The sequence below is a fragment of the Salinicola corii genome, assembly GCF_008298015.1.
In the GTDB taxonomy this organism is placed as follows: domain Bacteria; phylum Pseudomonadota; class Gammaproteobacteria; order Pseudomonadales; family Halomonadaceae; genus Salinicola; species Salinicola corii.
In genome coordinates this window covers 423,805-448,441 of record NZ_VTPX01000002.1, presented here as the reverse complement: position 1 = coordinate 448,441, position 24,637 = coordinate 423,805, and the positions used below count along the sequence as shown (strand labels likewise).

Annotated in this window: 23 protein-coding genes; 6 read left to right on the top strand and 17 right to left on the bottom strand. The window is 63.9% G+C overall.

What is annotated here, in order from left to right; translation table 11 throughout:
* The first annotated feature begins 68 nt into the window (after positions 1 to 68).
* Positions 69 to 347, top strand: coding sequence for a SlyX family protein (locus F0A16_RS06015; protein WP_149434464.1), 279 nt, complete (start codon positions 69 to 71; stop codon positions 345 to 347).
* Positions 348 to 435: 88 nt separating this feature from the next.
* Here F0A16_RS06015 and trxB read toward each other — a convergent pair whose 3' ends face one another.
* From trxB to F0A16_RS06000, 3 genes are all read right to left on the bottom strand, one after another.
* Positions 436 to 1,389, bottom strand: coding sequence for a thioredoxin-disulfide reductase (gene trxB / locus F0A16_RS06010; RefSeq protein WP_149434463.1), 954 nt, complete (start codon positions 1,387 to 1,389; stop codon positions 436 to 438).
* A 325-nt stretch (positions 1,390 to 1,714) separates the two neighbouring features.
* Complete coding sequence (locus F0A16_RS06005; protein WP_149434462.1) at positions 1,715 to 2,317, bottom strand: peroxiredoxin; 603 nt, start codon at positions 2,315 to 2,317, stop codon at positions 1,715 to 1,717.
* A 151-nt stretch (positions 2,318 to 2,468) separates the two neighbouring features.
* Positions 2,469 to 2,675, bottom strand: coding sequence for a zinc ribbon domain-containing protein (locus tag F0A16_RS06000; protein WP_149434461.1), 207 nt, complete (start codon positions 2,673 to 2,675; stop codon positions 2,469 to 2,471).
* Positions 2,676 to 3,054: 379 nt separating this feature from the next.
* Here F0A16_RS06000 and acnA point away from each other — a divergent pair, with 379 nt between their 5' ends.
* The gene (acnA, locus tag F0A16_RS05995; protein ID WP_149434460.1) at positions 3,055 to 5,799 is read left to right on the top strand and encodes an aconitate hydratase AcnA; all 2,745 of its coding nucleotides are present in this window, start codon (positions 3,055 to 3,057) and stop codon (positions 5,797 to 5,799) included.
* A 409-nt stretch (positions 5,800 to 6,208) separates the two neighbouring features.
* On the opposite strand, the gene F0A16_RS05990 is transcribed toward acnA, so the two are convergent.
* From F0A16_RS05990 to ald, 7 genes are all read right to left on the bottom strand, one after another.
* Positions 6,209 to 7,891 (bottom strand): NAD-dependent malic enzyme, encoded by a 1,683-nt coding sequence (locus tag F0A16_RS05990; protein WP_149434459.1) that lies wholly within the window; start codon positions 7,889 to 7,891, stop codon positions 6,209 to 6,211.
* Positions 7,892 to 8,169: 278 nt separating this feature from the next.
* Positions 8,170 to 9,384, bottom strand: a complete 1,215-nt coding sequence (locus tag F0A16_RS05985) for a YeeE/YedE family protein (protein ID WP_149434458.1) — start codon at positions 9,382 to 9,384, stop codon at positions 8,170 to 8,172.
* 190 nt (positions 9,385 to 9,574) lie between these two features.
* Entirely contained in the window at positions 9,575 to 10,588 is a 1,014-nt protein-coding gene (locus tag F0A16_RS05980; RefSeq protein ID WP_149434457.1) for a tryptophan--tRNA ligase, read from the bottom strand.
* 84 nt (positions 10,589 to 10,672) lie between these two features.
* Positions 10,673 to 12,079: a Na+/H+ antiporter NhaC family protein gene (locus F0A16_RS05975; RefSeq protein ID WP_149434456.1), complete on the bottom strand. Its 1,407-nt coding sequence runs from the start codon at positions 12,077 to 12,079 to the stop codon at positions 10,673 to 10,675.
* An 84-nt stretch (positions 12,080 to 12,163) separates the two neighbouring features.
* Positions 12,164 to 13,453 (bottom strand): NAD(P)/FAD-dependent oxidoreductase, encoded by a 1,290-nt coding sequence (locus F0A16_RS05970; protein ID WP_187775915.1) that lies wholly within the window; start codon positions 13,451 to 13,453, stop codon positions 12,164 to 12,166.
* A 5-nt stretch (positions 13,454 to 13,458) separates the two neighbouring features.
* Positions 13,459 to 14,256 (bottom strand): IclR family transcriptional regulator, encoded by a 798-nt coding sequence (locus F0A16_RS05965; RefSeq protein ID WP_239023726.1) that lies wholly within the window; start codon positions 14,254 to 14,256, stop codon positions 13,459 to 13,461.
* A 201-nt stretch (positions 14,257 to 14,457) separates the two neighbouring features.
* The gene (gene ald, locus F0A16_RS05960) at positions 14,458 to 15,576 is read right to left on the bottom strand and encodes an alanine dehydrogenase (protein WP_149434454.1); all 1,119 of its coding nucleotides are present in this window, start codon (positions 15,574 to 15,576) and stop codon (positions 14,458 to 14,460) included.
* A 319-nt stretch (positions 15,577 to 15,895) separates the two neighbouring features.
* On the opposite strand from ald, the gene F0A16_RS05955 reads away from it, so the two are divergent.
* The 3 genes from F0A16_RS05955 to F0A16_RS05945 all read left to right on the top strand — a co-directional run bounded on the left by F0A16_RS05955 (position 15,896) and on the right by F0A16_RS05945 (position 19,133).
* Positions 15,896 to 17,287 carry an amidase gene (locus F0A16_RS05955; RefSeq protein ID WP_149434453.1) on the top strand — a complete coding sequence of 464 codons (1,392 nt, stop codon included), beginning with the start codon at positions 15,896 to 15,898 and terminating at the stop codon, positions 17,285 to 17,287.
* Between the two features lie 69 nt (positions 17,288 to 17,356).
* Entirely contained in the window at positions 17,357 to 17,623 is a 267-nt protein-coding gene (locus F0A16_RS05950; protein ID WP_149434452.1) for a hypothetical protein, read from the top strand.
* Entirely contained in the window at positions 17,616 to 19,133 is a 1,518-nt protein-coding gene (locus F0A16_RS05945) for a sodium:solute symporter family protein (RefSeq protein ID WP_149434451.1), read from the top strand. The genes F0A16_RS05950 and F0A16_RS05945 overlap by 8 nt, the downstream gene beginning before the upstream one ends.
* A 64-nt stretch (positions 19,134 to 19,197) precedes the next feature.
* On the opposite strand, the gene F0A16_RS05940 is transcribed toward F0A16_RS05945, so the two are convergent.
* The 7 genes from F0A16_RS05940 to radC form a co-directional block, all read right to left on the bottom strand.
* Positions 19,198 to 19,638: an acyl-CoA thioesterase gene (locus F0A16_RS05940; protein ID WP_149434450.1), complete on the bottom strand. Its 441-nt coding sequence runs from the start codon at positions 19,636 to 19,638 to the stop codon at positions 19,198 to 19,200.
* Positions 19,639 to 19,682: 44 nt separating this feature from the next.
* Positions 19,683 to 20,018: a putative signal transducing protein gene (locus F0A16_RS05935; protein WP_149434449.1), complete on the bottom strand. Its 336-nt coding sequence runs from the start codon at positions 20,016 to 20,018 to the stop codon at positions 19,683 to 19,685.
* 27 nt (positions 20,019 to 20,045) lie between these two features.
* Positions 20,046 to 21,236 carry a class I SAM-dependent rRNA methyltransferase gene (locus F0A16_RS05930; RefSeq protein WP_149434584.1) on the bottom strand — a complete coding sequence of 397 codons (1,191 nt, stop codon included), beginning with the start codon at positions 21,234 to 21,236 and terminating at the stop codon, positions 20,046 to 20,048.
* Between the two features lie 203 nt (positions 21,237 to 21,439).
* On the bottom strand, positions 21,440 to 22,255 hold the full coding sequence (mutM, locus tag F0A16_RS05925) for a bifunctional DNA-formamidopyrimidine glycosylase/DNA-(apurinic or apyrimidinic site) lyase (RefSeq protein WP_149434448.1): 816 nt from the start codon (positions 22,253 to 22,255) through the stop codon (positions 21,440 to 21,442).
* Between the two features lie 108 nt (positions 22,256 to 22,363).
* Positions 22,364 to 22,519 carry a 50S ribosomal protein L33 gene (rpmG, locus tag F0A16_RS05920; protein ID WP_035472447.1) on the bottom strand — a complete coding sequence of 52 codons (156 nt, stop codon included), beginning with the start codon at positions 22,517 to 22,519 and terminating at the stop codon, positions 22,364 to 22,366.
* Between the two features lie 11 nt (positions 22,520 to 22,530).
* The gene (gene rpmB, locus F0A16_RS05915; RefSeq protein WP_075568200.1) at positions 22,531 to 22,767 is read right to left on the bottom strand and encodes a 50S ribosomal protein L28; all 237 of its coding nucleotides are present in this window, start codon (positions 22,765 to 22,767) and stop codon (positions 22,531 to 22,533) included.
* 271 nt (positions 22,768 to 23,038) lie between these two features.
* Positions 23,039 to 23,713: a RadC family protein gene (radC, locus tag F0A16_RS05910; RefSeq protein ID WP_149434447.1), complete on the bottom strand. Its 675-nt coding sequence runs from the start codon at positions 23,711 to 23,713 to the stop codon at positions 23,039 to 23,041.
* Positions 23,714 to 23,911: 198 nt separating this feature from the next.
* Between radC and F0A16_RS05905 the strand changes: the two genes are divergently transcribed.
* Entirely contained in the window at positions 23,912 to 24,616 is a 705-nt protein-coding gene (locus F0A16_RS05905; RefSeq protein ID WP_239023725.1) for a GntR family transcriptional regulator, read from the top strand.
* Positions 24,617 to 24,637 lie beyond the last annotated feature (21 nt).

Below are 24,637 nucleotides of genomic sequence, written 5' to 3'. Positions count from 1 at the left end.
TCGGCAAGCGGAAACGATTTTCAGACCCAATATCGTTAATCGACTTTCACTAACTAAAGGTGCCGTGAATGAAAGATGACACACAGCGTCGGCAGTCTAGCACGGTCGAGACGCCCTCGCGTACGACCTCGGAAGCTCGCCTCGATGCACTCGAGAGCCGCTTGACATTCCAGGAAGACTGGCTGGAAACGCTCGACCGCCTGGTGAGACAGCAGGCGACCGAACTCGAACGACTCGGCCGCGTCAATGCGCTGATGCGTGAACGGCTCAACGAGCAGCGTCAGGCCATCGACGAGCAGGGCGGCGAGATGCCGCGCCCCGAGGACGAACTGCCACCCCACTACTGATCACGGCAGCCAATTGTCCGGCGCTCCCCCGAACACGACGAAGCCCGGCAGTAACCGGGCTTCGTCGTGGACGGAGAGATGATTCGCGTCAGTCGAGACCGTCCAGAAACCGCTCTGCGTCCAGCGCTGCCATGCAACCGCTGCCAGCGGAAGTAATGGCCTGGCGATAGACGTGATCCATGACATCACCCGCCGCGAACACGCCAGGAACACTGGTCGCTGTCGCATTACCTTCCAGACCGGACTGCACGCGAATATAGCCGTTGGCCATGTCGAGCTGCCCCTCGAAAATGCCGGTATTCGGCGTGTGACCGATGGCGATGAAGACCCCCATGGCATCGAGCTGCTTGGTCTCTCCCGTCAACGTGGATCGGAGCTGCGCCCCGGTGACACCGCTGCCGTCGCCCAGCACCTCGTCGAGAGTATGGTTCCACTCGATCGCCATATTGCCGTTCTCGACTTTCTCGAAAAGGCGATCCTGCAGAATCTTCTCGCCACGGAGGCTATCGCGCCGGTGCACCAGCGTGACCTTCGAGGCGATATTGGAGAGGTACAACGCCTCCTCCATCGCCGTGTTGCCGCCACCGACGACGACGACGTGCTGATTGCGATAGAAGAAACCGTCGCAGGTCGCGCAAGCCGACACGCCCTGCCCCATGAACTGTTGCTCGGAAGGCAGTCCGAGGTAACGAGCGCTGGCCCCGGTGGCAATGATCAGCGCGTCGCAAGTATAGGTACCGTTGTCTCCCTTGAGGGTGAACGGCTTCTCGCGCAGTTCGACCTCGTTAATATGGTCGAACAGCACTTCCGTCTGAAAGCGCTCGGCGTGCTTGCGCATGCGCTCCATCAACTCCGGACCTTGTACGCCCTCGTCGTCGCCGGGCCAGTTGTCCACGTCGGTGGTGGTCGTCAACTGACCGCCAGCCTGCATACCGGTGATCAGCAACGGCTTGAGATTGGCCCGCGCCGCGTAGACCGCCGCCGTGTAACCCGCCGGACCGGAGCCCAGAATAATCAGACGTTCGTGACGCGCATCGCTCATGACTACCTCGATTCAGATCAACGCTTCGGTTGGTGTGTATGGTTACTCAACACCCTGTGGCATGTTCCGAACCCGAGTCATGCCACAGGACACTGCGATTGGCAGGCATGATACCAGAAACGACAAAGGCGGCCCGACGGGCCGCCTCCGACATCATGCCGCTTAGGAAATATTGAATAAATTGACGAGCAGGTTGAAGCGCAAGGCGCATGGAGCACAGGAACCGGAGCCTATGGGGTATAGGTGAGGGTTCGACCGGGCTGGCGCTCCAGCACCACGCGCAACGCAGCGATTCGTCTGCGCAGACATTTATACAGTGTTTCCCTTACAGGTTGCCGGCGTAGGTGCCCAGGTACTTGGCCACACCTTCGGCAGTGTCCTTCATACCTTCCTGGCCCTCTTCCCAGCCAGCCGGGCAGACTTCGCCGTTGGTCTGGTGGTACTTGAGCGCCTTGACCATGCGCAGCATTTCGTCGACGTTGCGGCCCAACGGCAGGTTGTTGACCGTCTGGTGCTGCACGACGCCGTCCTCGTCGATCAGGAAGGAGGCGCGCAGCGCGACGCCGGCTTCCGGGTGCTCGATGCCATAGGCTTGGCAGATCTCGTGCTTGACATCGGCCACGACAGGGAAGCCGACTTCGCCGATGCCGCCAGCGTCCGGCGAAGTCTTGCGCCAGGCATGGTGCGTGTATTGAGAATCGATGGACGCACCGATCACCTCGACGCCGAGCTCCTTGAACTTCGCCAGGCGGTTGTCGTGAGCGATGATTTCGGACGGGCAAACGAAGGTGAAGTCCAGCGGCCAGAAGAACAGCACACGCAGCTTGCCGTTGCTATCGGACAGGCGGAAGTCATCCTTGATGGAACCGTCGGGCATCACGGCGGCAGTTTCGAAATCCGGGGCTTGGCGTCCTACGAGTACGCTCATTAAGCATCTCCTGTGTTGAGTCGTCGTGTGGTGGCGAATTTTAGAATAGCTAGACTAAAGACTAACCACTCATGGGCCAATTTGATTGGCGTAATGAATCATATAGCAATTGGCTATCGAACCTCTTCGCTCTTCCTATCGGGGCAGGGACTTATACCACGTCGTCGTCGCTGGCCAACGTAACGCCTTGCAGCTCCCCCGAAAGGGTCGTCTCGACTACGACATGAATCGGCTGACAGCAGATCGCACAGTCCTCCCAGGTGTCGTAACCGCCCGCGCTCACATCCAGTAGCAAAGAGAACGGCGCATCGCAGTATGGACAGTGAACAGGCCAATCGATGAGCGAATCTTGTGGCATGGGTCATCTCCAGCCCTGTGGTTGCCCGGCAGAGTGTCTCGCCACGAGCTACGCTGAAGTTGGAGGCAATGGGACGCGCTTTCAAGGTCGTACCGGACGATAGTCGTGAAGCATCCGATTGAAAATACATGCTATCGTGCCCATGATGATTGTCGACAACCTGTTCGTTCGACAACTGCCAACGGCAGCCAGGTCTCTCGCTGGGCACGGCGTGGCAGCAGAGCCCGGACAAACCCAGACAAAAGAGCGGTGTACTGACACCCCATCGAAAGACGGTCGACAGCCGGGAGCACGCTGTCGAATCGTCGCAAAGGAACCTGACAGGCTAGCTGGCGCCCGACCACCGAGGCCAGCCGCCGCCATGAGGAGGAACCCCCTGATGTCTACCGACCCGAGTCATACGCTAGCGACGCTCGACGTCAACGGCACGACTTTCCATTACTACAGCCTGCCCAAGGCGGCCGAGACGCTCGGCAACATCGACAAGTTGCCGATGACGCTCAAGGTGTTGCTGGAAAACCAACTGCGCTACGCCGACGACCCCACCGTGGCCGAAGAGGATATCCAGGCGCTGGCCGACTGGCTCAAGGAAGGCAAGTCGACTCGCGAAATCGGCTATCGCCCGGCGCGCGTGCTGATGCAGGATTTCACCGGTGTCCCCGGCGTCGTCGATCTGGCCGCTATGCGCGATGCGGTCAAGAAACTGGGCGCCAAGGCTGAACGTATCAATCCGCTGTCGCCGGTCGATCTCGTTATCGACCACTCCGTCATGGTCGACCATTTTGGCGATGCGTCCGCTTTCAAGGACAACGTCGCCATGGAAATGGAACGTAACCTGGAGCGCTACGAGTTCCTGCGCTGGGGCCAGAAAGCGTTCGACAATTTCCGTGTCGTGCCGCCGGGCACCGGTATCTGCCACCAGGTCAACCTGGAATATCTCGGCAAGACGGTGTGGAGCAAGGAGATCGACGGCAAGACCTACGCCTTCCCGGACACGCTGGTTGGCACCGACTCCCACACCACCATGATCAATGGCCTGGGCATTCTCGGCTGGGGCGTGGGCGGTATCGAGGCCGAAGCTGCCATGCTCGGCCAGCCGGTCTCGATGCTGATTCCCGAAGTCGTCGGCTTCAAACTGACCGGCAAGCTCAAGGAGGGCATCACCGCCACCGACCTGGTGCTGACCGTCACCCAGATGCTGCGCAAGAAAGGCGTGGTGGGCAAGTTCGTCGAGTTCTACGGCGACGGCCTCAACGACCTACCGCTGGCCGACCGCGCCACCATCGCCAACATGGCCCCGGAGTACGGCGCCACCTGCGGCTTCTTCCCCGTCGACGACGAAACGCTCAACTACCTGCGCCTGACCGGTCGCGAGGAAGATCAGATCGAACTGGTCAAGGCCTACAGCCAAGCCCAGGGGCTGTGGCGCGAACCGGGTGCCGAGCCGACCTTCACCGACTCGCTGGCACTAGACATGGGCGAAGTCGAAGCCTCGCTGGCCGGCCCCAAGCGCCCGCAGGATCGCGTCGCGCTCTCCGACATGAAATCCACCTTCGAGAAGCTGATGAACGGCGACAAGCCGGACGTCTCATCCGAAGAGCAAGGCAAGTGGATGTCGGAAGGCGGCGATACCGCCATCGGTGCGCCACCCGCCGACGGAGAAGCCTATCGGACCGGCGACAGTCAGGAAGTGGAGTACGCGGGCGAGACGTTCTCTCTCAATCACGGCGCCGTAGTCATTGCCGCGATCACCTCCTGCACTAACACCTCCAACCCCAGCGTGATGATGGCCGCCGGCCTGCTGGCGCGAAAGGCCAAGGAGAAAGGGCTCGACACCAAGCCGTGGGTCAAGACCTCGCTCGCGCCCGGCTCCAAGGTCGTGACTGACTACCTGGCCGCCGGTGGCGTCCAGGACGATCTCAATGCGCTGGGCTTCAACCTGGTCGGTTACGGCTGCACCACCTGTATCGGCAACTCCGGCCCGCTGCCCGAACCGATCGAGAAGGCGGTCAATGAAGGCGACCTGACCGTCGCCTCGGTGCTCTCCGGCAACCGCAACTTCGAAGGCCGTGTGCATCCATTGGTCAAGACCAACTGGCTGGCATCGCCGCCCCTGGTCGTCGCCTATGCACTGGCCGGCAACGTCCGCAAGGATCTATCGAAAGAGCCGTTGGGTGAAGGCAAGGATGGCAAGCCCGTCTACCTGAAGGACATCTGGCCCTCCCAGGCCGAGATCGCCCAAGCGGTCGAGAAGGTCAAGACCGAGATGTACCGCAAAGAGTATGCCGAGGTCTTCGACGGCGACGAAATCTGGCAATCGATCGAGTTCCCGGAGAGCGAGGTCTACGCCTGGTCCAAGGACTCCACCTACATCCAGCACCCGCCGTTCTTCGAAGGCATGGAAAAAGAGCCGAAACCGGTCGAGGACGTCAAGAACGCCCGCGTGCTGGCCAAGCTGGGCGACTCCGTCACCACCGACCATATCTCGCCGGCCGGCTCGATCAAGCCGGACAGCCCCGCCGGCAGGTACCTGCAGGAAAACGGCGTGGCGGTGAAGGATTTCAACTCCTACGGCTCGCGTCGCGGCAACCACGAAGTGATGATGCGCGGCACCTTCGCCAACGTGCGTATCCGCAACGAGATGCTGGAGAACGTCGAGGGCGGCTACACCCGCCATGTGCCCAGCGGCGAGCAGATGTCGATCTACGACGCGGCGATGAAGTATGCCGAGGACGACACCCCGCTGGTGATCATCGCCGGCAAGGAGTACGGCACCGGCTCCTCCCGCGACTGGGCGGCCAAGGGCACGCGGCTGCTCGGCGTGCGCGCCGTCATCACCGAGTCCTACGAGCGGATCCACCGCTCCAACCTGATCGGCATGGGCGTGCTGCCGCTGCAGTTCCCCGAAGGCGAAAGCCGCGAGACGCTGGGGCTCACCGGCGACGAAACGATCTCCATCGAGGGTCTGGCGGATCTTTCTCCCGGCGCCACCGTCAAGGTGACCATCGCCGGCGACAAGGGCGAGAAGAAGATCGACGCGCTCTGCCGCATCGACACCGCCAACGAACTGGAGTACTACCGCCACGGCGGCATCCTCCACTACGTGTTGCGCAGCATGCTGTAAGCGCGTATCGCGTCGTTGGAATGGCGTTGCTCGCCAGCAGCGAAGCCCCACCGATCGGTGGGGCTTTTTTGTCTCCATGCTGGGAATTCATCGCCCAAATGACGCCTCGCGAGACGACGCTGGACGTTCGAGCGGCGAGCCGGGGCTTGCGACAGGGATGTCGCAAGAGGCGCGTTGGGCAGGATGCCCTTTCGCGCCGACCCGAGCGAGTCGATCGAATGACCAGGGTTTCGTCGTCTTGTGGCGTCAAAAAGGGGAGCGCGAGGGGCTTGCCCCTCGCATTAACGACGAAAACGGTCGTAGAGAAGCCATCAGTTGAGAAATCATCGATATGAAATCAATCAGTATAGCCATCTACGAACAAGCCCCGCTCTCGGGCGGGGCTTGTTCGTAGCTCTTAGCTCACGTATCAGATCGAACGCCGACGATACTGCCGGTAGCGCGGGTACCAGAAGTGGCCGTGGATCGCCTCCCACAGCACCTCGTCGCTGGAGCTGAGCGCGACGCCATCCTTCTGGGCCTGCTTGCCAACGGCGAAAGCGATCAGCTGGCTGATCTCGCGAATGTCGCCCAGCGCCGGCAACAGCGCGCCTTCGCCGGTCTTGACGATCGGGGCGCTGTCGGCGAGTGCGTTGGAGGCCGCCATCAACATGTTGTCGGTGACACGCGTCGCATTGGCGGCAATCACCCCGAGACCGATACCTGGGAAGATGTAGGAGTTGTTGCACTGGGCAATGGGAATCGTGCGACCGTTGATCTCCACCGGCGGGAACGGACTACCCGTCGCCACCATCGCCTGGCCGTTGGTCCACGCCAGTACGTCCTGCGGGACCGCCTCGACCTTGGAGGTGGGGTTGGAGAGCGGCATGATCAGCGGGTTCTCGCAGTTGGCGTTGAGCGTCTTGATCACCTCCTCGGTGAACAGGCCGCGCTGGCCGGACACGCCGATCAGGATGGTCGGCTTGGCGTTGCGGACCACATCGAGCAACAGGCGGGTATCGCTGTCGAAGCTCAACTCGGCGGGATCGTGGGCGAGCCGCTGCTGGAAGCTGTGCAGCCCGTCCATGTCGGTGGTCAGCAGACCGTCCTTGTCGACCATGAAGATGCGTCTTCTCGCGTCGGCTTCCGATAGCCCTTCGCGCGTCATCGCAATCACGATCTGCTCGGCGATGCCGCAGCCGGCGGACCCGGCCCCCGCGAAGGTGATCGTCTGCTCGCTGAGCTTGGCATTCTTGGCCTTGCACGACGCCAGCAACGTCGCCACGCAGACCGAGGCGGTCCCCTGGATATCGTCGTTGAAACAGCAAAGCTCGTCCCGATAACGCTCCAGCAGCGGCATGGCGTTGGTCAGGGCGAAATCCTCGAACTGCAGCAGCACGTTGGGCCAGCGAGCCTTCAGCGACTCCATGAACAGGGTGATGAACTCGGCGTACTCGTCCGGCGACACGCGCTTGTGGCGCCAGCCCATGTACATCGGATCGTCGAGCAGCTTCTGGTTGTTGGTACCGACATCCAGCGTGATCGGCAGCGTATAGGCCGGGCTGATGCCGCCACAGGCGGTGTAGAGCGAAAGCTTGCCAATCGGAATGCCCATGCCGCCGATGCCCTGATCGCCCAGGCCGAGGATGCGTTCGCCATCGGTGACCACGATCACGCGCACCTTGTCCTTGGTCGCGCTGCGCAGGATGTCGTCCATCCGATGGCGGTCGGGATAGGAGATGAACAGGCCGCGATGGTTGCGATAGATGTTGGAAAACTCTTCGCACGCCTCGCCCACCGTCGGGGTGTAGATGATCGGCAGCATCTCCTCGAGATGCTCTTCCAGCAAACGGAAGAACAACGTCTCGTTGTCGTCCTGAATCGCCCTCAGGTAGATATGCTTGTCGAGGTTGTTCTGGCACAGCGTGTACTGGTGGTAGGCCCGTTCGAGCTGCTCTTCGATGCTCTCGACGTTCTGCGGCAGCAGACCCACCAGATTGAACTCGACCCGTTCCTCGCGGGTAAAGGCGCTGCCCTTGTTGAGCAGCGGCGTTTCCAGCAACGACGGTCCAGCGTAGGGGATGTAAAGCGGGCGCTTGGCGTGATCGGACATGAATCGACTCTCGCGGTAACCAACGAATGAAACGCGCCTGTCGGACGGGCGATCTCACCGGTCGTTGGTGCAGGCCCGATGGCGCATTGTCGTTATCGACCGTGCGGCTGCCACGCAACCGAACGGACGCCCCGGACGAGCCGAAGCCGACCGGGGGCCGACCAGTATGCCATCTGCCGCCGCCGATGGCATGTCCGCCGTGGAAACCCTTACCAAAGACATGACGGCCCCCGAGAAGCCCCGCTGTGGCGGGGCCTGGCCGGTCGCCGCCCGACCGTTCAGCAACTCGCCGCAACCGGTTTTGCCGGCCCCGGGAAGAACAGCGGGCGCAGCTTGACGCCGAACATGTTGCCGGCGAACGCGGCGACCAGCCACAGCCAGCCGTGCAGGCTGCCGGACGCAATGCCGCTGAAGTAGGCGCCGATATTGCAACCGAACGCTAGGCGCGCGCCATAGCCCAGCAGCAGCCCACCAATCACGGCCGCCGCCACGGAACGTAGCGGGATACGCAAGCTGGGCGCGAAACGCCCTGCCAGCGATGCCGCCAGGCCCGCACCCAGGATGACGCCGATGTTCATCACCGTGGTGATATCGCTGAAGATGCTGCTGTCGAGAGAGGCGGCACGCCCGGGGTTCTGCCAGTAGCCCCAGGCCGTTACGTCGCCGCCGACGGCCTGGAACACCTTGGCGCCCCACAGCGCGAAGGCCGAGGTAATTCCCCAGGGCCGGCCGGCCAATGACAGCGTCAGGAAGTTGAGCAGTGCCAGGCCAATCGCCCCAGCCAGGATCGGCCACGGTCCGGTCAGCCAGCGGCCCGGCCCCCGAGAAACCAATGATGCCTGCTCCAGTTGGCCGTGACGACGCTTCTCCATGACGACGGTCAAGGCGGCAATGCCCGCAAACAGCACCAGGCTAGCAGCCATCCCGCCCCCCGTGCCGAACAGATCGATCATCGAGGTGGGCTGGAACGCCGGCAGGCTCTGCCACCAGGCGAAGTGGGCGGTGCCGATCACCGAGCCGACGATGAAGAAGAGCAGCGTGATGACCATGCGGGCGTTGCCGCCCCCCACGGTGAACAGCGTGCCGGACGCACAGCCACCGCCCAGTTGCATGCCGATACCGAACAGGAAGGCGCCGACGATGACGGAGATACCGATGGGCGAGACGAACCCCTCGACCGGATGGCCGAACAGCGTTCCCGCTCCCAGCGCCGGGAAGAACAGCACCACCGCCAGCGCCAGCATCACCATCTGTGCGCGCAGCCCGCGGCCGCGGCGCTCAGTGATGAACACTCGCCACGCGGAGGTGAAACCGAAGGAGGCGTGATAGAGCACGATGCCCAGACCGCCGCCGACCAACATCAGCCACCCCTGACTGCCACCGAAGGCGAGGCCGACGGCCAGCGCACCGAGAACGAGCAGCAGCGCGGCGATCCACGCCTTGGGCGAAAGCCGGCCGATGCCGGGAGGCGCCGTTTTCGTCAAAGTCGTCATAAAACAACCCCTTTCTTAGACTAAAATCGAATGGCCGATACTTTAGTCTTTTACTCAGGAATTCGAAAACGACAATACGGTCTTTCGATAGACGTTCTGGTTATTGATGAACATCGAGGAGCCGCGAGGATCGATGCGGTCATTGCAGAGAAAAGCGCCAGCGGCGTTCGTCGCTGGCGCAGCCCGCAGCTTATTGAAACCGCCCCAGCCCTACCGCAACGCGCAACCTCTCCATCAATGCATTCGCTTCTGCCCGTGCCCGCTCGGCGCCTTTCAACAGCACCTGCTCGATATGTCCGGGATCGTTCATCAGCGCTTCATAGCGCTCGCGAGGTGCGCGCAGGTGCGCGTTGAGGTACTCGAACACCTCGTTCTTGGCGTCGCCCCAGCCGATCCCCTCGGCGTAGCGGCGACGCATGTCCAGGCTCTCTTCTTCCGTGGCGAAGGCAGAATAGATCTGGAACAGCGTGCAGGTATCCGGGTCCTTGGGTTCGCCGGGCTCCAGCGAATTGGTCTTGATCTTGCGCACCAGCTTCTGCAGCTTCTTCTCGGAGACGAACAGCGGGATGGTGTTATCGTAGCTCTTCGACATCTTGCGGCCGTCGAGGCCCCGCAGCACCTCGACCTTATCGTCAACGATCGCCTCGGGCAGGGTGAAGTAGTCGCCCTTGTAGATATGGTTGAAACGCCCCGCCACGTCGCGGGCCATCTCGATATGCTGGATCTGGTCGCGCCCCACTGGCACCTTGTGGGCGTTGAACATCAGGATATCGGCCGCCATCAGCACCGGGTAACCGAACAGCCCCATGGTGATGCCGCGATCGGGATCGCTCTGGCCATCGGTTTCGTTGTCGGCCACCGCCGCCTTGTAGGCGTGGGCCCGGTTCATCAGCCCCTTGGCACAGACGCAGGAGAGCAGCCAGGTCAGCTCGGGAATCTCGTGGATATCGGACTGGCGATAGAAGATGGCGTTGTCGGTATCCAGGCCCAGCGCCAGCCAGGTGGCGGCAATCTCGAGGCGCGACTGCTGCACCCGCCGGGGATCCTGCGCCTTGATCAGCGCATGCAGGTCGGCCAAAAAGTAGTAGGACTGGACGTCGGGATTCTGGCTCTCGGCGATGGCCGGCTTGATCGCGCCGACATAATTGCCCAGATGCGGCGTACCCGTGGTGGTGATACCGGTAAGAACGCGTCGCTTGCTCATGAACTCTTCGAATCGCTTGGGGAAAGTGGCAGTGCGGGCAGTTTACCCTGCCACCTTCCCCAGAGCGAACACCCGCGGGGACCTCTACAGACCGATGCCGATCAGCAGGTAGGCCAGCAGCGACACCGCCGCCACCGCCAGCGCGTAGGGAATCTGGGTACGCACGTGGTCCATGTGGTCGCAGGCGGAGCCGGTGGAGGCGAGCACCGTGGTATCCGACAGCGGCGAGCAGTGGTCGCCGAACACCCCGCCGCCAGCCACCGCGGCGATGGTGGCGTAGACCAGCGGCGTCAGCGTATCACCGGTGAACACGAAGGCGACCGGTACCGAAATCGGCATCATGATCGCGAAGGTTCCCCAGGAAGAGCCGGTGGCGAAAGCGATGATCGCCGCCAGCAGGAAGGTGATCGCGGGCAGCAGCGTCGGTGACAGCCAGTCATGGCTGATCTCGACGATGAAGGCGGCCGTCCCCATCTCCTTCGAAAGCTGATTCAGCGAATAGGCCAGCGCCAGGATCAGGATTGCCGGCATCACTCCCTTCATGCCTGCCGTGGCCGTCTTCATGATGTCGTTGAGGGGGATGCCCTGCAGCCGCATGATCACCCCCAGCACCACCGCCGCGGCGAGGAACGCCTCCATCGTCTTGGCCGAGCCCATGAACGCGAAAGTTCCCACCGCAACGCCGATCACGATCAGCACCGGCAGCACGAAGTTGAGAAACAGGTTGGTGCGCACGCCCTCGAACGGCTGCAGGTCGGTGAGCTCCTCGCCGAGCAGCGGATCGGCGCCGTCGCGAAACACCTTGCCCTCGTTCTGGGCGCGGGCCTCGGCGCGCTTCAGCGGGCCGAAAAGCGGCACGCCCCCGACAATCACCAACCCGACCATCAGCACCGACATCCAGGCATAGAGATTGAAGGGTACGGCGTAGACGAAGGCCTGCATGGCATCGCCTGCGGTCTCGATGGGCCCCATGCCGATCAAGAGCCCCGAGATGAATACCGCCCACCCCGTAATCGGCACCAGCACGCTGACCGGTGCGGAAGTGGAATCGGCGATATAGGCCAGTTTCTCGCGCGAGACCCGGTAGCGGTCCGTCAGCCCGCGAATGGTGGAACCGACGAACAGCGGGCTGAAGTAGTCGCTGAAGAACACGAACATGCCCATGAACCAGCCGACCAGTTGAACTCGCACCCGCGACAGCGCGCGCGCCTCGACCCAGGCGGTGAAGTTGCGGATCGCCCCGGTACGCTGGAAAAAGGCGATGACCGTGCCGATGAACAGCTCCAGCAGCAGAATCCAGGAGAAATCCGTGGTCCCCAATGACGTCTTGAGCAGATTGGGAAAGCCGAACAGCCCCCGCCCCATGACCGTGACGCCGACGACGCAGGCCACGGCAAGGGAGAAGATCGTGTTACGCGTCGCAAACGCCAAGACGATGGCAAGACAAGCCGGCAACAGTGACAGCATGCCGTAGTGCACCTGAGGGTCCATGATGACTCCTTGATTGTTGTGCGTTGTGGGTCTCGATGACGCTTCGGTAGTGATGGGTTTTCAGCCGAAAGCGGCCAAGCGTGCTCAGGCCTCGTCACGCCCCTTGCGCTGTTCGTGGGCGCGAATGGCGTTGAAGGCCAGCCTGCGAATGGGTTCGGGCGGCATCCAGCTCGGCTTGCCGAAGAGGCCGGAAATATCGACTACCGGCTGTTTCAGCGCGAGCTTCGCCAGGGCCTCGCCCAGCAAGGTGCCCTTGACGATGCCGCCGCCGTTACACCCCGCCGACACGAACAGGTTTTCCGCCACCTCCCCCCACAGAGGGGCACCGTTGTAGGTCAGGCCGGTGGTACCGCCCCAGACCCGCTCGAATTCAATGGCCGACAGTTCCGGATAGCGTGCGACCAGGCTCGACTTGAGTCCGGCGGCGACGGCCGCATTGTCCCTTTCCCGCTCGTAGCTGTACTGGGCGCGGATCATCAAGCGGCCATCCGCGGTGGTGCGTAACGTGCAACCCAGCCGGTGGGTTGGCAGCAGCCCCCAGGGCCCGGCTCCGATGGCGGCCGTCAGCCCCGGCGAGAGGGGTGCAGTCAGCGCGGCGTATGTGTAGATGGCGGTAAGGCGTGAGGCGTCGGCGCCCAGAGGACGCGAAAAGGCATTGTTGGCGAGCACCACCTGCCGGGCCCGCAGCGACCCTTGCGGGGTGCTGACCCGCCACGCCCGGTTGTCCCGTTGCACGGCCAGTGCCGGGCTCCGTTCGTGACACGCCACCGCCGCCGGCAGCGCGTCGACCAATCCGCGGATGAGCGCCGCCGGCTGAACGAGATAGCAGTCGGGCGAGTAGATTCCTTCGGCGTAGTAGCGGGTGCCCAGCGCGGCGTCGAGCTGCTCGCGCTCGAGGCGCCGATGGGGCAGCCCCGCAGCCTCCAGAAAACCCCGATACCGGGCCAGCGCACGTCGCCCCTCGTCGCCCCGGGCGGCCCGATAGGTACCGGTGCGCTGGAGCTGGCAATCGATGGCGTGCTCGTCGACCTGCGCCTTGAGCGTCGCCATCGCCCCACGGCTCAGCGCATTGAGTGTCGACATTCGCGCCAGTTGATCCGCGGAGGCATCGTTGGCCAACGCGATCTCCAGCATGAATCCGGAGTTGCGTCCCGGACTGCCCTCCCCGGCCGCCTCGGCATCGATCATCACGATGCGACGGTCCGGCGCCAGACGATGATAGGTCCGCGCCACGGCGACGCCGGTGTAGCCCGCGCCCACGATCGCCAGATCCGCGACCTGATCCCCCTGGAGCTCGGGTCGCGAAGTCGGGGCGGGCAGCAGTGCCTGCCAGCCGCAAGGGCGAAGATGGGACGGTTGAACCGCTTTCGACATGATCGTCATTCCGCCTGCAGTAAACCGTGGGCTTGCGACACCAGGCTCTCGGCCTGCTCCGCCATCATCGCCAGTACCTCCTGGCGATGAGCCGGCGTCATCCGCGACTTGAGCATCGAGCAACTGAAGGCGCCGAGACAGCGTCCGCTGTGGTCGAGAATGGGAATCGCCAGGCCCGTGAATTCAGGCAGGCTCGAACCCTCGACGCCGCGGGCGTGGCCCTCCTGATGGAAACGCGCGATCTCCCGCTCGACGGCGTCGACGCTGATCTCGTAGCGGTCTTGTAGCAGCTCGCGGTTGGCCGCGAGGATCCATTCACGCTCCCGGCTCTCGAGCGAGGCCAGCAGCGCGATCGAAGCCTGCCCCACTCCCAGCGGCACGCGACCGCCGATCGAGGCCACGAAACTGCCCACCGGATAGGCGCCGTTCTGGACTTCGAGGCAGACCGCGTGGCGGCCGTCGTGGGCAAACAGGTAAAAGCTGTCGCCAAGTCGCTGCGCCAGCTCGAGCAATCTGGGGCGAGCCAGGTCGCGAAGGCTGCCGCCGTTGCCTGCTTCGGCGCCGAGTACCAGCAGCTCGTAACCCAGCAGATAGCGATGACGCAGTGGAGAGGGACGCAGGAACCCCTCCTCGCGCAGCCCCTTGAGCAGTCGGTAGATGGTGGGGCGGCTCAGTTCGGTGGCATCGAGATAATCGTCGATGCCCGCGCCGCGGGCACCGCACGCCGCGGTTGCCCGCAGCAGTGCCATCACGTGGCGCAGGGTGGAAGGTGTCTGGGAGGATTCACGCGGAGTTGATGGCACGTCGACGACTCGAAACCGGGATCTCTGTCGAGCATACCGAGACGTGTTGTCGAGTTCGTCTCACATAGCGAGATTCTGACCCGCTGCATTGCATGCAAGGCCGCATGACCACAGCCTGAAACCGAAAGCGGCGTCGACAGTGTCGGCGCCGCTGATCGGTCGATCTCGCCTGCTGGCCCCCGCCTCGGAGGGTGCTCGACCTCAGCCCTTGAGAATCTGCTCGGTTGAAGCCACGTCCAGCCCGAACGCTTCGCCGACGGCGGCGTAGGTCACCTGACCGGCATGAACGTTGAGGCCGGCGCGGAAATGCGCATCATCGGCCAGCGCCCGTTGCCAGCCCTTGTCGGCCAGCGCGATCACGAACGGCAGCGTGGCGTTGGTCAGCGCCTGGGTCGAGGTGCGCGCCACCGCACCGGGCATGTTGGCAACGCAGTAGTGGACGATCCCGTCGACCACGTAACTGGGATCGGCGTGGGTGGTGGGCCTGCTGGTCTCGAAGCAGCCGCCCTGGTCGATCGCCACGTCCACCAGCACGCTGCCCGGTCTCATCTCGCCCAGCATCGCACGGGTGATCAGCTTGGGCGCGGCCGCGCCGGGCACCAGCACGGCGCCAATGATCATGTCGGACTCGCGCACGGCGACTTCCAGCGTCTCGGTGGTCGAATAGACCGTGCGAATCCGGCCCTGGTATCGATGATCGAGCACTTCCAGCCGGGGCAGCGACTTATCGAGAATGGTCACCTCGGCACCCAGCCCCAGCGCCATGCGCGCGGCATTCTCGCCGACCACGCCGCCGCCGATCACCGTGACCTTGGCCGGCGCCACGCCTGGCACCCCCGGCAGCAGAATGCCAGCACCGCCCTGGGCCTTCTCCAGGCTGTGCGCTCCGGCCTGTACCGCCATGCGGCCGGCGACGCGACTCATCGGCGCCAGCAGCGGCAAGCCGCCCAGGTCATCGGTGATGGTCTCGTAGGCGATGCAGGTGGCGCCGCTGTCGATCAGGCCGCGAGTCAGCCGCTCCTCGGCGGCCAGGTGCAGGTAGGTGAACAGCGTCTGCTCCGGACGCAGCCGGGCGACCTCTTCCGCCTGCGGCTCCTTGACCTTGAGGATCAGCTCCGCGCTCGCCCATAGCGCATCGACATCGGCCACGACGTCGGCACCGGCCTCCCGATAGGCATCGTCCTGATAGCCGGATCCTGTACCCGCCTCCGCCTGTACAGACACCCGGTGGCCTCGCGCCACCAGTTCACGCACGCCGCCCGGTGTCAGGGCGACGCGATATTCATGGTTCTTGATTTCCTTGGGGACGCCAATATGCATGGTCGTTGCCTCGATCGTTGGTTGTCATTGAAGGATCGAGAGAATTACAGCACAACAGCAATAAAGACGGGATATAGCGATAAAAAACACGCAAAATCACTAAAAAAAAGATATTGGCAAAAAATAATTCCTAAAAATAAGCCATAAAAAGATAAATGAGCCAAACATGCAAAGAACCCACTGTGGCCGTCGCGTTAACATCCGGCATAGCCTGGTGCAGACCAGATCGAGACAGCGTGCTCGCCGATTCGCAGTAGCGATAACCCGCCAATACGCTGCATGCTAAAGACCAACGACAATCCGACGAGGCCCTCTCGCCATGAACCTTCTCGATGCATCCGCGACCGCGCTGCTGGCCGGTTTTCGCGACGGTCGCTGCTCGCCCGCCGACTACGTCGCCGAGCTCATCCCGCACATCCATGCCTGGGAACCTCACATCAACGCGCTCTATGCCTACGACGAAGCAACGCTGACGACAGCGGCCGCCGAAGCTACCCAGCGCTGGCACAATGGCACCCCGATGGGAGCTCTCGACGGCATTCCGGTCACGATCAAGGAGTTGATCGCCACCCGCGGCGTGCCGATTCCGCAAGGGACCGCGGTCACCGAACTGACCCCGGCTCGCGAGGATGCGCCGCCATCGGCACGGTTACGGGAAGACCATGCACTGATCTTCGCCAAGACTACCTGCCCCGATTTCGGCATGATGTCCTCCGGCGTCTCGACTTTCCACGGCCTGACCCGCAACCCGTGGAAGCTCGACACCAATCCCGGCGGTTCCAGCTCCGGCGCCGGCGCGGCGGCGGCCGCCGGCCTGGGCCCGCTGCACGTGGGCACCGACATCGGCGGTTCTGTCCGTCTGCCGGCGGCGTGGTGCGGCCTGGTCGGTTTCAAGCCGACGCTGGGCCGGATTCCCATCGACCCCTACTACACCGGGCGCTGTGCCGGGCCCATGACGCGCACGGTGGAGGACGCGGCGCTGCTGATGGCGACGCTCTCGCGGACGGATCGCCGTGACGCCACCCGTCTGCCACCGGATTCCATCGACTGGATGAACTGCTCGCTCGACCTGTCGAGACTCAGACTTGGCGTCATGCTCGATGCCGGCTGCGGCATGGACGTCGACCCCGAGATCCTGGCCACGGTGGAAACCGTCGCCGCGCAGTTCGAACGCGCCGGCGCCACGTTGGTGCCCGTGGCGCCGGTGATGACCCGCGCCATGCTCGACGGCCTCGACAACTTCTGGCGGGCGAGGCAGTGGAAGACGCTGGCCACGCTGAGCGAGGCGGATCGCGACCGCGTGTTCCCGATGATCACCCAGTGGGCGGCAAGCGGCGCCGAGTTGAGCGCGGTCGATGTCGTCCACGGCTTCGAGCAGACCTTCGCCATGCGCCGCACCACCGAGGCGGCGTTCGACGACGTCGACGCCATCCTCTCGCCGACCACGCCGCTCTACTCGTTCCCTGCCGAGTACGGCCACCCCTCGAACGACCCCGAGCGGCCCTTCGAGCATCTCGGCTTCACCCTGCCGTGGAACATGGGCGAGCAGCCGGCGCTATCGATCAACGCCGGTTTCAGCCGGGAAGGGTTGCCGATCGGCGTTCAACTGATCGCGCCGCGCTTCGAGGATCAGCGCGTGCTGAAACTGGCCCACGCCTTCGAGACCTGGCGCGGGCCGATCCGCTGCTGGCCTCGGCCGCCGGCCCGCTGAGGTGGCGCGCGCGAGACGCGGTCCCCGACAGCCGGTAGCCTGATAACGACAAGATTGCGGAGCGAGTTGATGAACCATCGATTGATCCTTCCTGCCACGACGCGCGGCAAGCTGATACTGGCGCTTTTCACGGTGGTGATCCTGGCGGGCCTGTGGCCGGCGGTGCTGCTGGCCAACCACGCCGTGCTGGTGCTGGGACTGCCGGCGCTGGCGACCTGGTCTTGCCTGATCATCGTCGCCTCGACCGCGGTCATGCTGATCGCCAATCGACTGCTGCCACTGCCCGAGTCGATCCGTCGCACCCAGGACCAGCCGGAGACCGCAGCCAATGAGTGATCCGATTCCGCTGCTGATGACCCTGGCCTACGTGGCGATCGCGCTGTGGCTGGGGATCCGCGCCCGAGGCAGCCACCGCATGGACAGTCTCGAACAGTGGGGCGTCGCCGGGCGCAGCATGGGGCCGCTGGTGATGTATCTGTTGATGGGCGCCGGCAGCATCAGCGCCTACACTTTCATGGGCGCGCCGGGCTGGGCCTGGAGCAAGGGCGTGCCGGTGTTCTACGTCGTCATCTACCTGAGCTACCTGGCGCTGATCGCCTGGTACTGCGGCCCGCGGGTGTGGGCCTTCGGCGCCAGGCTCGGCCATGTCACCCAGGCCCAGGCGGTGGCGGACCGCTTCGAGAGCCCGCTTCTCGGCGCGCTGACCTCGCTAGTGATGTCGATCGGCGCGCTCGCCTACGCTGTTCTCCAGACCATCGGCGCGGCCTACATCCTGGAGGTGATGAGCGGCGGCCTGCTGCCCTTCGCGCTCAATATCTGGCTGGTGCTTGGCACCATTGCGATCTATCTGTTCATCAGCGGTCAGCGCGCCATCGGCGTGACCAACGCGTTTCAGGGCGGCCTGATGCTGGTCGTGGCCTGGACGATCGGCCTATGGGCAGCCCATCGGATGACCGGCGACTGGTGGTTCGGCGGGGTCTTCGAGCGCCTGCGCGAAACCCATGTCGACTTTCTGACGCTGCCGGGCGGCCTCGGTGACATGAGCTTCGCCTTCTGGACCTCGTCGATCATCGTCTCGATGTTCTCGTTCCAGCAGCCGGTCTGGCTGCAGTGGATGAGCGCCGACTCGGCCCAGAGCATCCGTCGCAGCGCCAGTTGGCTGCCGACCTACTACTTCGTCATCCTGCCGATGGTGGTGGTCGGTTTCATCGGCATCTTCAGCCTGCCCCACCTGGAGCGCGCCGACACCGTCGCCCTGCAGCTGGCATTCCAGCAGATGCCGCCGGTACTGGTGGGCCTGCTCGGCGCCGGCACCCTGGCCGCCGCGATGTCCTCCAGCGAGCCCTACATCCACGGCACCGCGCTGACCTGGACCCGGGACGTGATCCGTCCGCTGTTCAAGCTCTCGGAACGGCGCACCGGCCAGCTCGCGCGCTACCTGATCTTCCCGATCATGCTGCTGATCGTCGGCCCGGTGGCGATGCTCAATCCCGGCAACCTGATCATGATTCTGCTGGTCGGGCTCGGCTTCGCCGCCCAGATGCTGCCAGCGTTCATCGGCCTGTTCGTATGGCCGCGAGCCACTCGAGCCGGGGTATTGTGCGGGCTGACGGTCGGGTTCATCGTGACCGCACTGTTCACGCTGGTATGGCCCAACCCATTCGGCGTCCACGCCGGGGCCTGGGGTTTGATCGTCAATCTGCCGCTGTTCGTGCTCGTCTCGCGCGTCACGCGACCGGCCAGCGACGCGACACTCGACCGCTTCATGCCGATCGTCGCCCCTGGCCGGCCGACATCGCGCGCAACCGGCGAGCGCAAGCCGACGTCCTCGTCCGCCATGACATGAGCCGACGCGCCACCGGCCCCGCTCGTCGCGACAAGCGGGGCCGGCGGTCTTTCGAATCGGCGATTCAGCGGTCAGCGGTAACGCAGGCGCCGCCATAGACCTCGACGAAGCGCGCTGGCATGCGCTTGGGACGGCAGCTCGCCATGTCGATACAGGCGAAGCGAGTATGGGCGCGCAGCAGTGTGCGGCCGCTATCGACGTGGCACAGCTGGAAGCGCCGTTCCAGCGACAGGCGGCCATCGCAACTGACGATCCAGGTCGAGAGCTGCAAGCGGTCGCCCTCGAAGGCCGGCGCGAGGTAGTCCAACTCGTGACGGTGAACGACCATGCCGCGATTGAGCGCACGATAGTCCTCCAGCGTCAGCCCCAGCGCGCGCGAATGCGCCCAGCTGGCACGCTCGACCCAGCGTAGATACTCGGCGTTGTTGACGTGGCCATAATGATCGATGCTCGAGCGCTCCACATCGATATCGATCACGAAAGGCGTGGGTAGGTCCCAGTCCATGCAAACCTCCTGGGTTGAATCAGACGACACCGGAGCGACCGAGATCAGCAGCCCCCCTGATCCGGGCGATCGCGGCCGCACTGCCAGCAAGTGTCGAACACGCCATCGAGCCGCTCCCCGCAGCCCTGGCAGCGCCATGCCGGCAAGGCCGCGGTGGGTCCATCGAGCGCTTCCCGGACCAGTTGAACCGCCAGCGTCTCGGCGGCGGCGGATACCCAGACCTCGGCCTCGCACTGATCGGGCGGCAGCTCCCCCGCCCCGCCGGCCAGGGTCATGTTGCGCAACGTGGCCGACAGGCCAGCGCTTTCGATCAGGTTACGAACATGACTGACCAACAAGACATTGGAGTGACGAAAGATGCAAACCCGTTCGACGGTCATGTCAATGACACCGGATCGTCGCGACCATCAGTTCCGAAAAACCCGCACGCCGAGCGCTTTCAGGTAAGCGGTCTCGGGAATCGACGGATGCACCGGGTGATCACCGGCCTGGCCACCGCGATAGAGGATCTGGCCGTGGCGATCCTGATGGCGTACCGCGCCTCGCACGCACTCGACAAGACGCTCCTCGAACAGGTGCATGGAGCAGGAGGCCGACATCAGCAGGCCATCACGCCCCAGCAGCCGCATCGCCTCGCGATTGAGCCGCGCGTAGGCCCGTTCGCCATTGGCCAGATCCTTGCGTTTCTTGATGAACGCCGGCGGATCGAGCACCACGACATCGAACTTCTCGCCCTCGGCGCGCAGCGCCGTCATGGCTTCGAACACGTCGCCGTGGCCGACCGACACCTGCTCGTGGAGTCCGTTGAGCGCGGCGTTCTCGGCCACCCGCTCCAGCGCCGTCTGGGAAGCGTCGACGCAGAGCACCTCGCTGGCGCCGTGGGCCGCCGCCTGAACGCCCCAGCCTCCCACATAGCTGAACAGATCGAGCACCCGCTTGCCGGCGACCAAGCTGTTGAGCCAGGCGCGGTTGGCACGGTGGTCGTAGAACCAGCCGGTCTTCTGACCATCCAGCACCGGCGCCACGAAACGAACGCCGTTCTCTTCCAGCAGTACCTCGTCCGGCAATTCTCCGTGAACCACCGCCACCTCTGACTCTAGCTGCTCGAGCCGACGCCCGCTGGAGTCGTTCTTGAACACGATCGCCCGAGGCGCCAGCACCTTGTCCAGCGCCGCGATCACCTCGTCGCGCACCGTCTCCATGCCAAGGGTGTTGAGCTGCACGACCAACACGTCACCGAAACGGTCGACGATCAGTCCCGGCAGCAGATCGCCCTCGCCGTGAACCAGACGATAGAACGGCTTGGCGAAGAGTCGTTCACGCAGCGCCAGCGCCTGATTGAAGCGATGGACTAGTAGCGAACGATCCAACCGCACACCGGCGTCGCGGGAGACGACGCGGGCGCAGATCAAGGAGTTCGGATTGACGTATGCCACACCCAGCGCCTTGCCGTTGGCCGCTTCGATGGTCACCTGCGCCCCCGGCTCCAGGCCCTTGAGCGGCGTGGCCTGAATATCGATCTCGTTGGAGTAGAGCCAGAGATGGCCTGCCTTCAAGCGTCGATCGGCGTTCTTCTTGAGACGCAGGGTCTGGGTCACGGTTGACTCCATGTGCAGGACTCCATCAGGTAAAGAGGTTGTGGCGTTGCGAGGAAATGCAGGCGTAGAGAGAGCGTTCGGGCGTATTCTACCGCGCCAGCGCTGGGGGCGAACCCACCGAGACGATATCACCGGATCGAAGACCGATCGTTAGAGGCAACACCCTCGCCGATGTGCCCTCGGCGCGAGACCGGTCTCCAGGGTCAAGTCTGGCAGATCGCGCAAAACACGCTGGCACGCTGACCCAGCACGGTCTGGCGCAGTTCCAGGCCGCAATGCCGGCAGGGTTCGCCTCCGCGTCCATAGACGTTGAGCCGCTGGGCGAAGTAACCCGGTTCGCCGGTGCCGCTGACGAAATCCCGCAGCGTCGTTCCGCCCTGGGCGATCGCCGAGGCCAGCACCGTCTTGATCGCGACGGCCAGGCGTTCGAAACGCTCGAGGGAGACGCGTCCGGCGGCGCGGCGCGGATCGATCCCGGCCATGAACAGCGCCTCGGTGGCGTAGATATTGCCCACCCCCACGACCACGGCGTTGTCCATGATAAAGGTCTTGACGGCCGCGCGACGACCCCGGGACAGCCGATAGAGCCGCTGCCCGTCGAAATCCGGCGACAGCGGCTCCGGCCCCAGCCTCGACAGTCGGACGTCCGAGGCGACGTCTCCCGCCAGCCAATCGACGAAGCCGAAGCGGCGGGGATCGTGGTAGCGCAGGATATTGCCGCCCTCGAACACCACATCGACGTGGTCGTGCTTCTTGGGCTGATCGCCGACGCGGGCAATGCGCAGGCTGCCGGACATCCCCAAATGCCACAGCAGCTTGCGCTCGCCCAGCGGCAACAGCAGATACTTGGCGCGCCGGGCCAGCTCGCCGAGGCGCTGGCCGATCAGCGACGACTCCAGATCGCCGGGGACCGGTACGCGCAGGCTGCGCTGGCGCACGATCACCTCGACGATCTCGCGCCTCTCGACGTGGGGCGCAATACCGCGCCGGGTGGTTTCGACTTCGGGAAGCTCGGGCATGCGACTGGTCTCGCGATTCGTTCACCGCAAACGAGAAAACCCGGTCGAGGACCGGGTTTCCGTACTGTCATCCCAGCGCTGACATTTCAGCGCTATCGGAAAGCTAGATCACTTGATCTTGGCTTCCTTGTAGATGACGTGCTTGCGAACGACCGGATCGTACTTCTTGAATTCCAGCTTGTCCGGGGTGTTACGCTTGTTCTTCGCGGTGGTGTAGAAGTGGCCGGTACCGGCACTGGACACCAACTTGATCTTGTCACGCATGTCTCGACTCCTTAAAGGCTGGCGCCACGCTTGCGAATGTCGCTGAGCACTGCTTCGATGCCCTTCTTGTCGATGATGCGCATGCCCTTGGAGGACAGACGCAGCTTGACGAAACGCTTCTCGGATTCGACCCAGAAACGATGCGTATGCAGGTTCGGGACGAAACGACGACGTGTCTTGCGCTGTGAGTGCGAGACGTTGTTACCAGTCACCGGACGCTTACCGGTAACCTGACAAACTTGGGACATGGAAGCCTCCGACCACTGACGGGTTGGGTTGTTCGGTTTATCTCGGGCATCTGGGAAGGCGCGAAATGAGTTGCTCTCGCCGTATGCCCCGATTCAAAGGGCGTACTTTATACCAGAGCCCCCTGCGCTTCGCAACAATTTGGCGCCCTGCAACTGCAGCGTCCATCGTTGCCGACACGCCGCCGCAGCGGCGACCACCCGAGAACATGGCGCGGCATGTTACCCGAATCCGGCACGTCTTCCCATCCGAATCTCGAAATCGATGCGCTGCTTACAGCCATCCCCGTTCGGCGAAGGAGATCACCTCGCTGTCTCCGATCACGAAGTGGTCCAGCACCCGAATGTCGAACAGCGCCAGCGCCTCGCGCAGGCGCTCGGTAATCCGACGGTCGGCGTCGCTGGGCTCGGCCACGCCGGAGGGGTGATTATGGGCGAAGATCACCGCGCCGGCATTGTGCGCAAGCGTCCGTCGGGCGACTTCCCGCGGATAGACGGAGGCGCTGTCCAGGGTGCCCTCGGAGAGGATCTCGAAGCGGATCACGCGATGCTGGGTGTCCAGGAACAGCGCCGCGAACGCCTCATGCTCCAGATGCCGCAGCTGCGCACTCAGGAAGGTCCGTACCAGCGCCGGCGAGGTCAGCGCCGCCTCCCGCTCGAGCAGGCTGCCCAGATGACGGCGCGACAGCTCGAGCGTGGCCTGGAGCTGCACGAACTTCGCTTCACCCAAACCATGCTCGGCACAGAATCGCTGGCGACTCGCTTCCAGCAATTGGCGTAGCCCACCGAAGCTGCTCAGCAAATCCCGCGCCAGATCCACCGCCGAGCGCCCCTTGACCCCGACGCGCAGAAAGATCGCCAGCAACTCGGCGTCGGACAGTGCCGCGGCCCCCAGCGTCAACAGTTTCTCCCGCGGTCGCTCCCCCTCCGGCCAATCGCGTATGCCCATCGCTGCCCCACCTCCTTCGATGACGAATCTTGGCTATGGGCCTTGGCCCGTAGCCGATTGCAAGAGACATCGGCAGAGCCGGCTAAAACTGTGATGGTGTCCACTGTCGTTCATGCGCCCAAAGTCGAATCGTCAGCACGGCAAGAGAACTACCATACTAGTCAGACAAGACAGTCAGCCATGAACACCGGAGCGCCCTTGACCACGACGACCCTGCAGACACTCTGGAACGCCTCGGAAGCCGGACACGTGCGTCAGCGGCTCTACGACGTGCTGCGCCACGCCATCATCCGGCTGGTGCTGGCACCGGGCCAGGCACTCTCCGAAAAGGAGATCGCCGACACTTTCGAGGTCAGCCGCCAGCCAGTTCGCGAAGCGTTCATCCGACTCTCGGAAGCGGGGCTGGTCGAGGTTCGCCCCCAGCGCGGCACCTTCGTGGTCAAGATTTCGCCACAAGCCGTCTATAGCGCGCGTTTCGTGCGCGAGGCGATCGAGGTGGCCGTGGCTAAGTCGGCCGCCGAACAGGGACTCTCCCGGCGCGGGATGGAGGACCTCCTGGAACTGGTCGAACGCCAGCGCCGAACCATCGACAGCGGCGATTACGACCGTTTCTACGTACTCGACGAAGCCTTCCACCAGACCCTCTCCCGGGAAGCGGGGCATGAATCGGCCTGGCGTTTCACCGAGGAGGTCAAGGCGCATTTCGACCGCGTTCGGTACATCAGCGTGCCCGACGGCACGCCGCTGGAAACGCTGGTCGACCAGCACGCCAGCATCGTCGCGGCGATCGACGCTCGCGATCCGGAAGCCGCCGAGAGAGCCGTGCAGGCACACCTGAGAGAGCTGCTGACATCGCTGCCTCGCCTGATCGATCGCTTCCCCGACCTGTTCGCCACCCACTGAAGCTGCCGCTTTCCCCAGCCG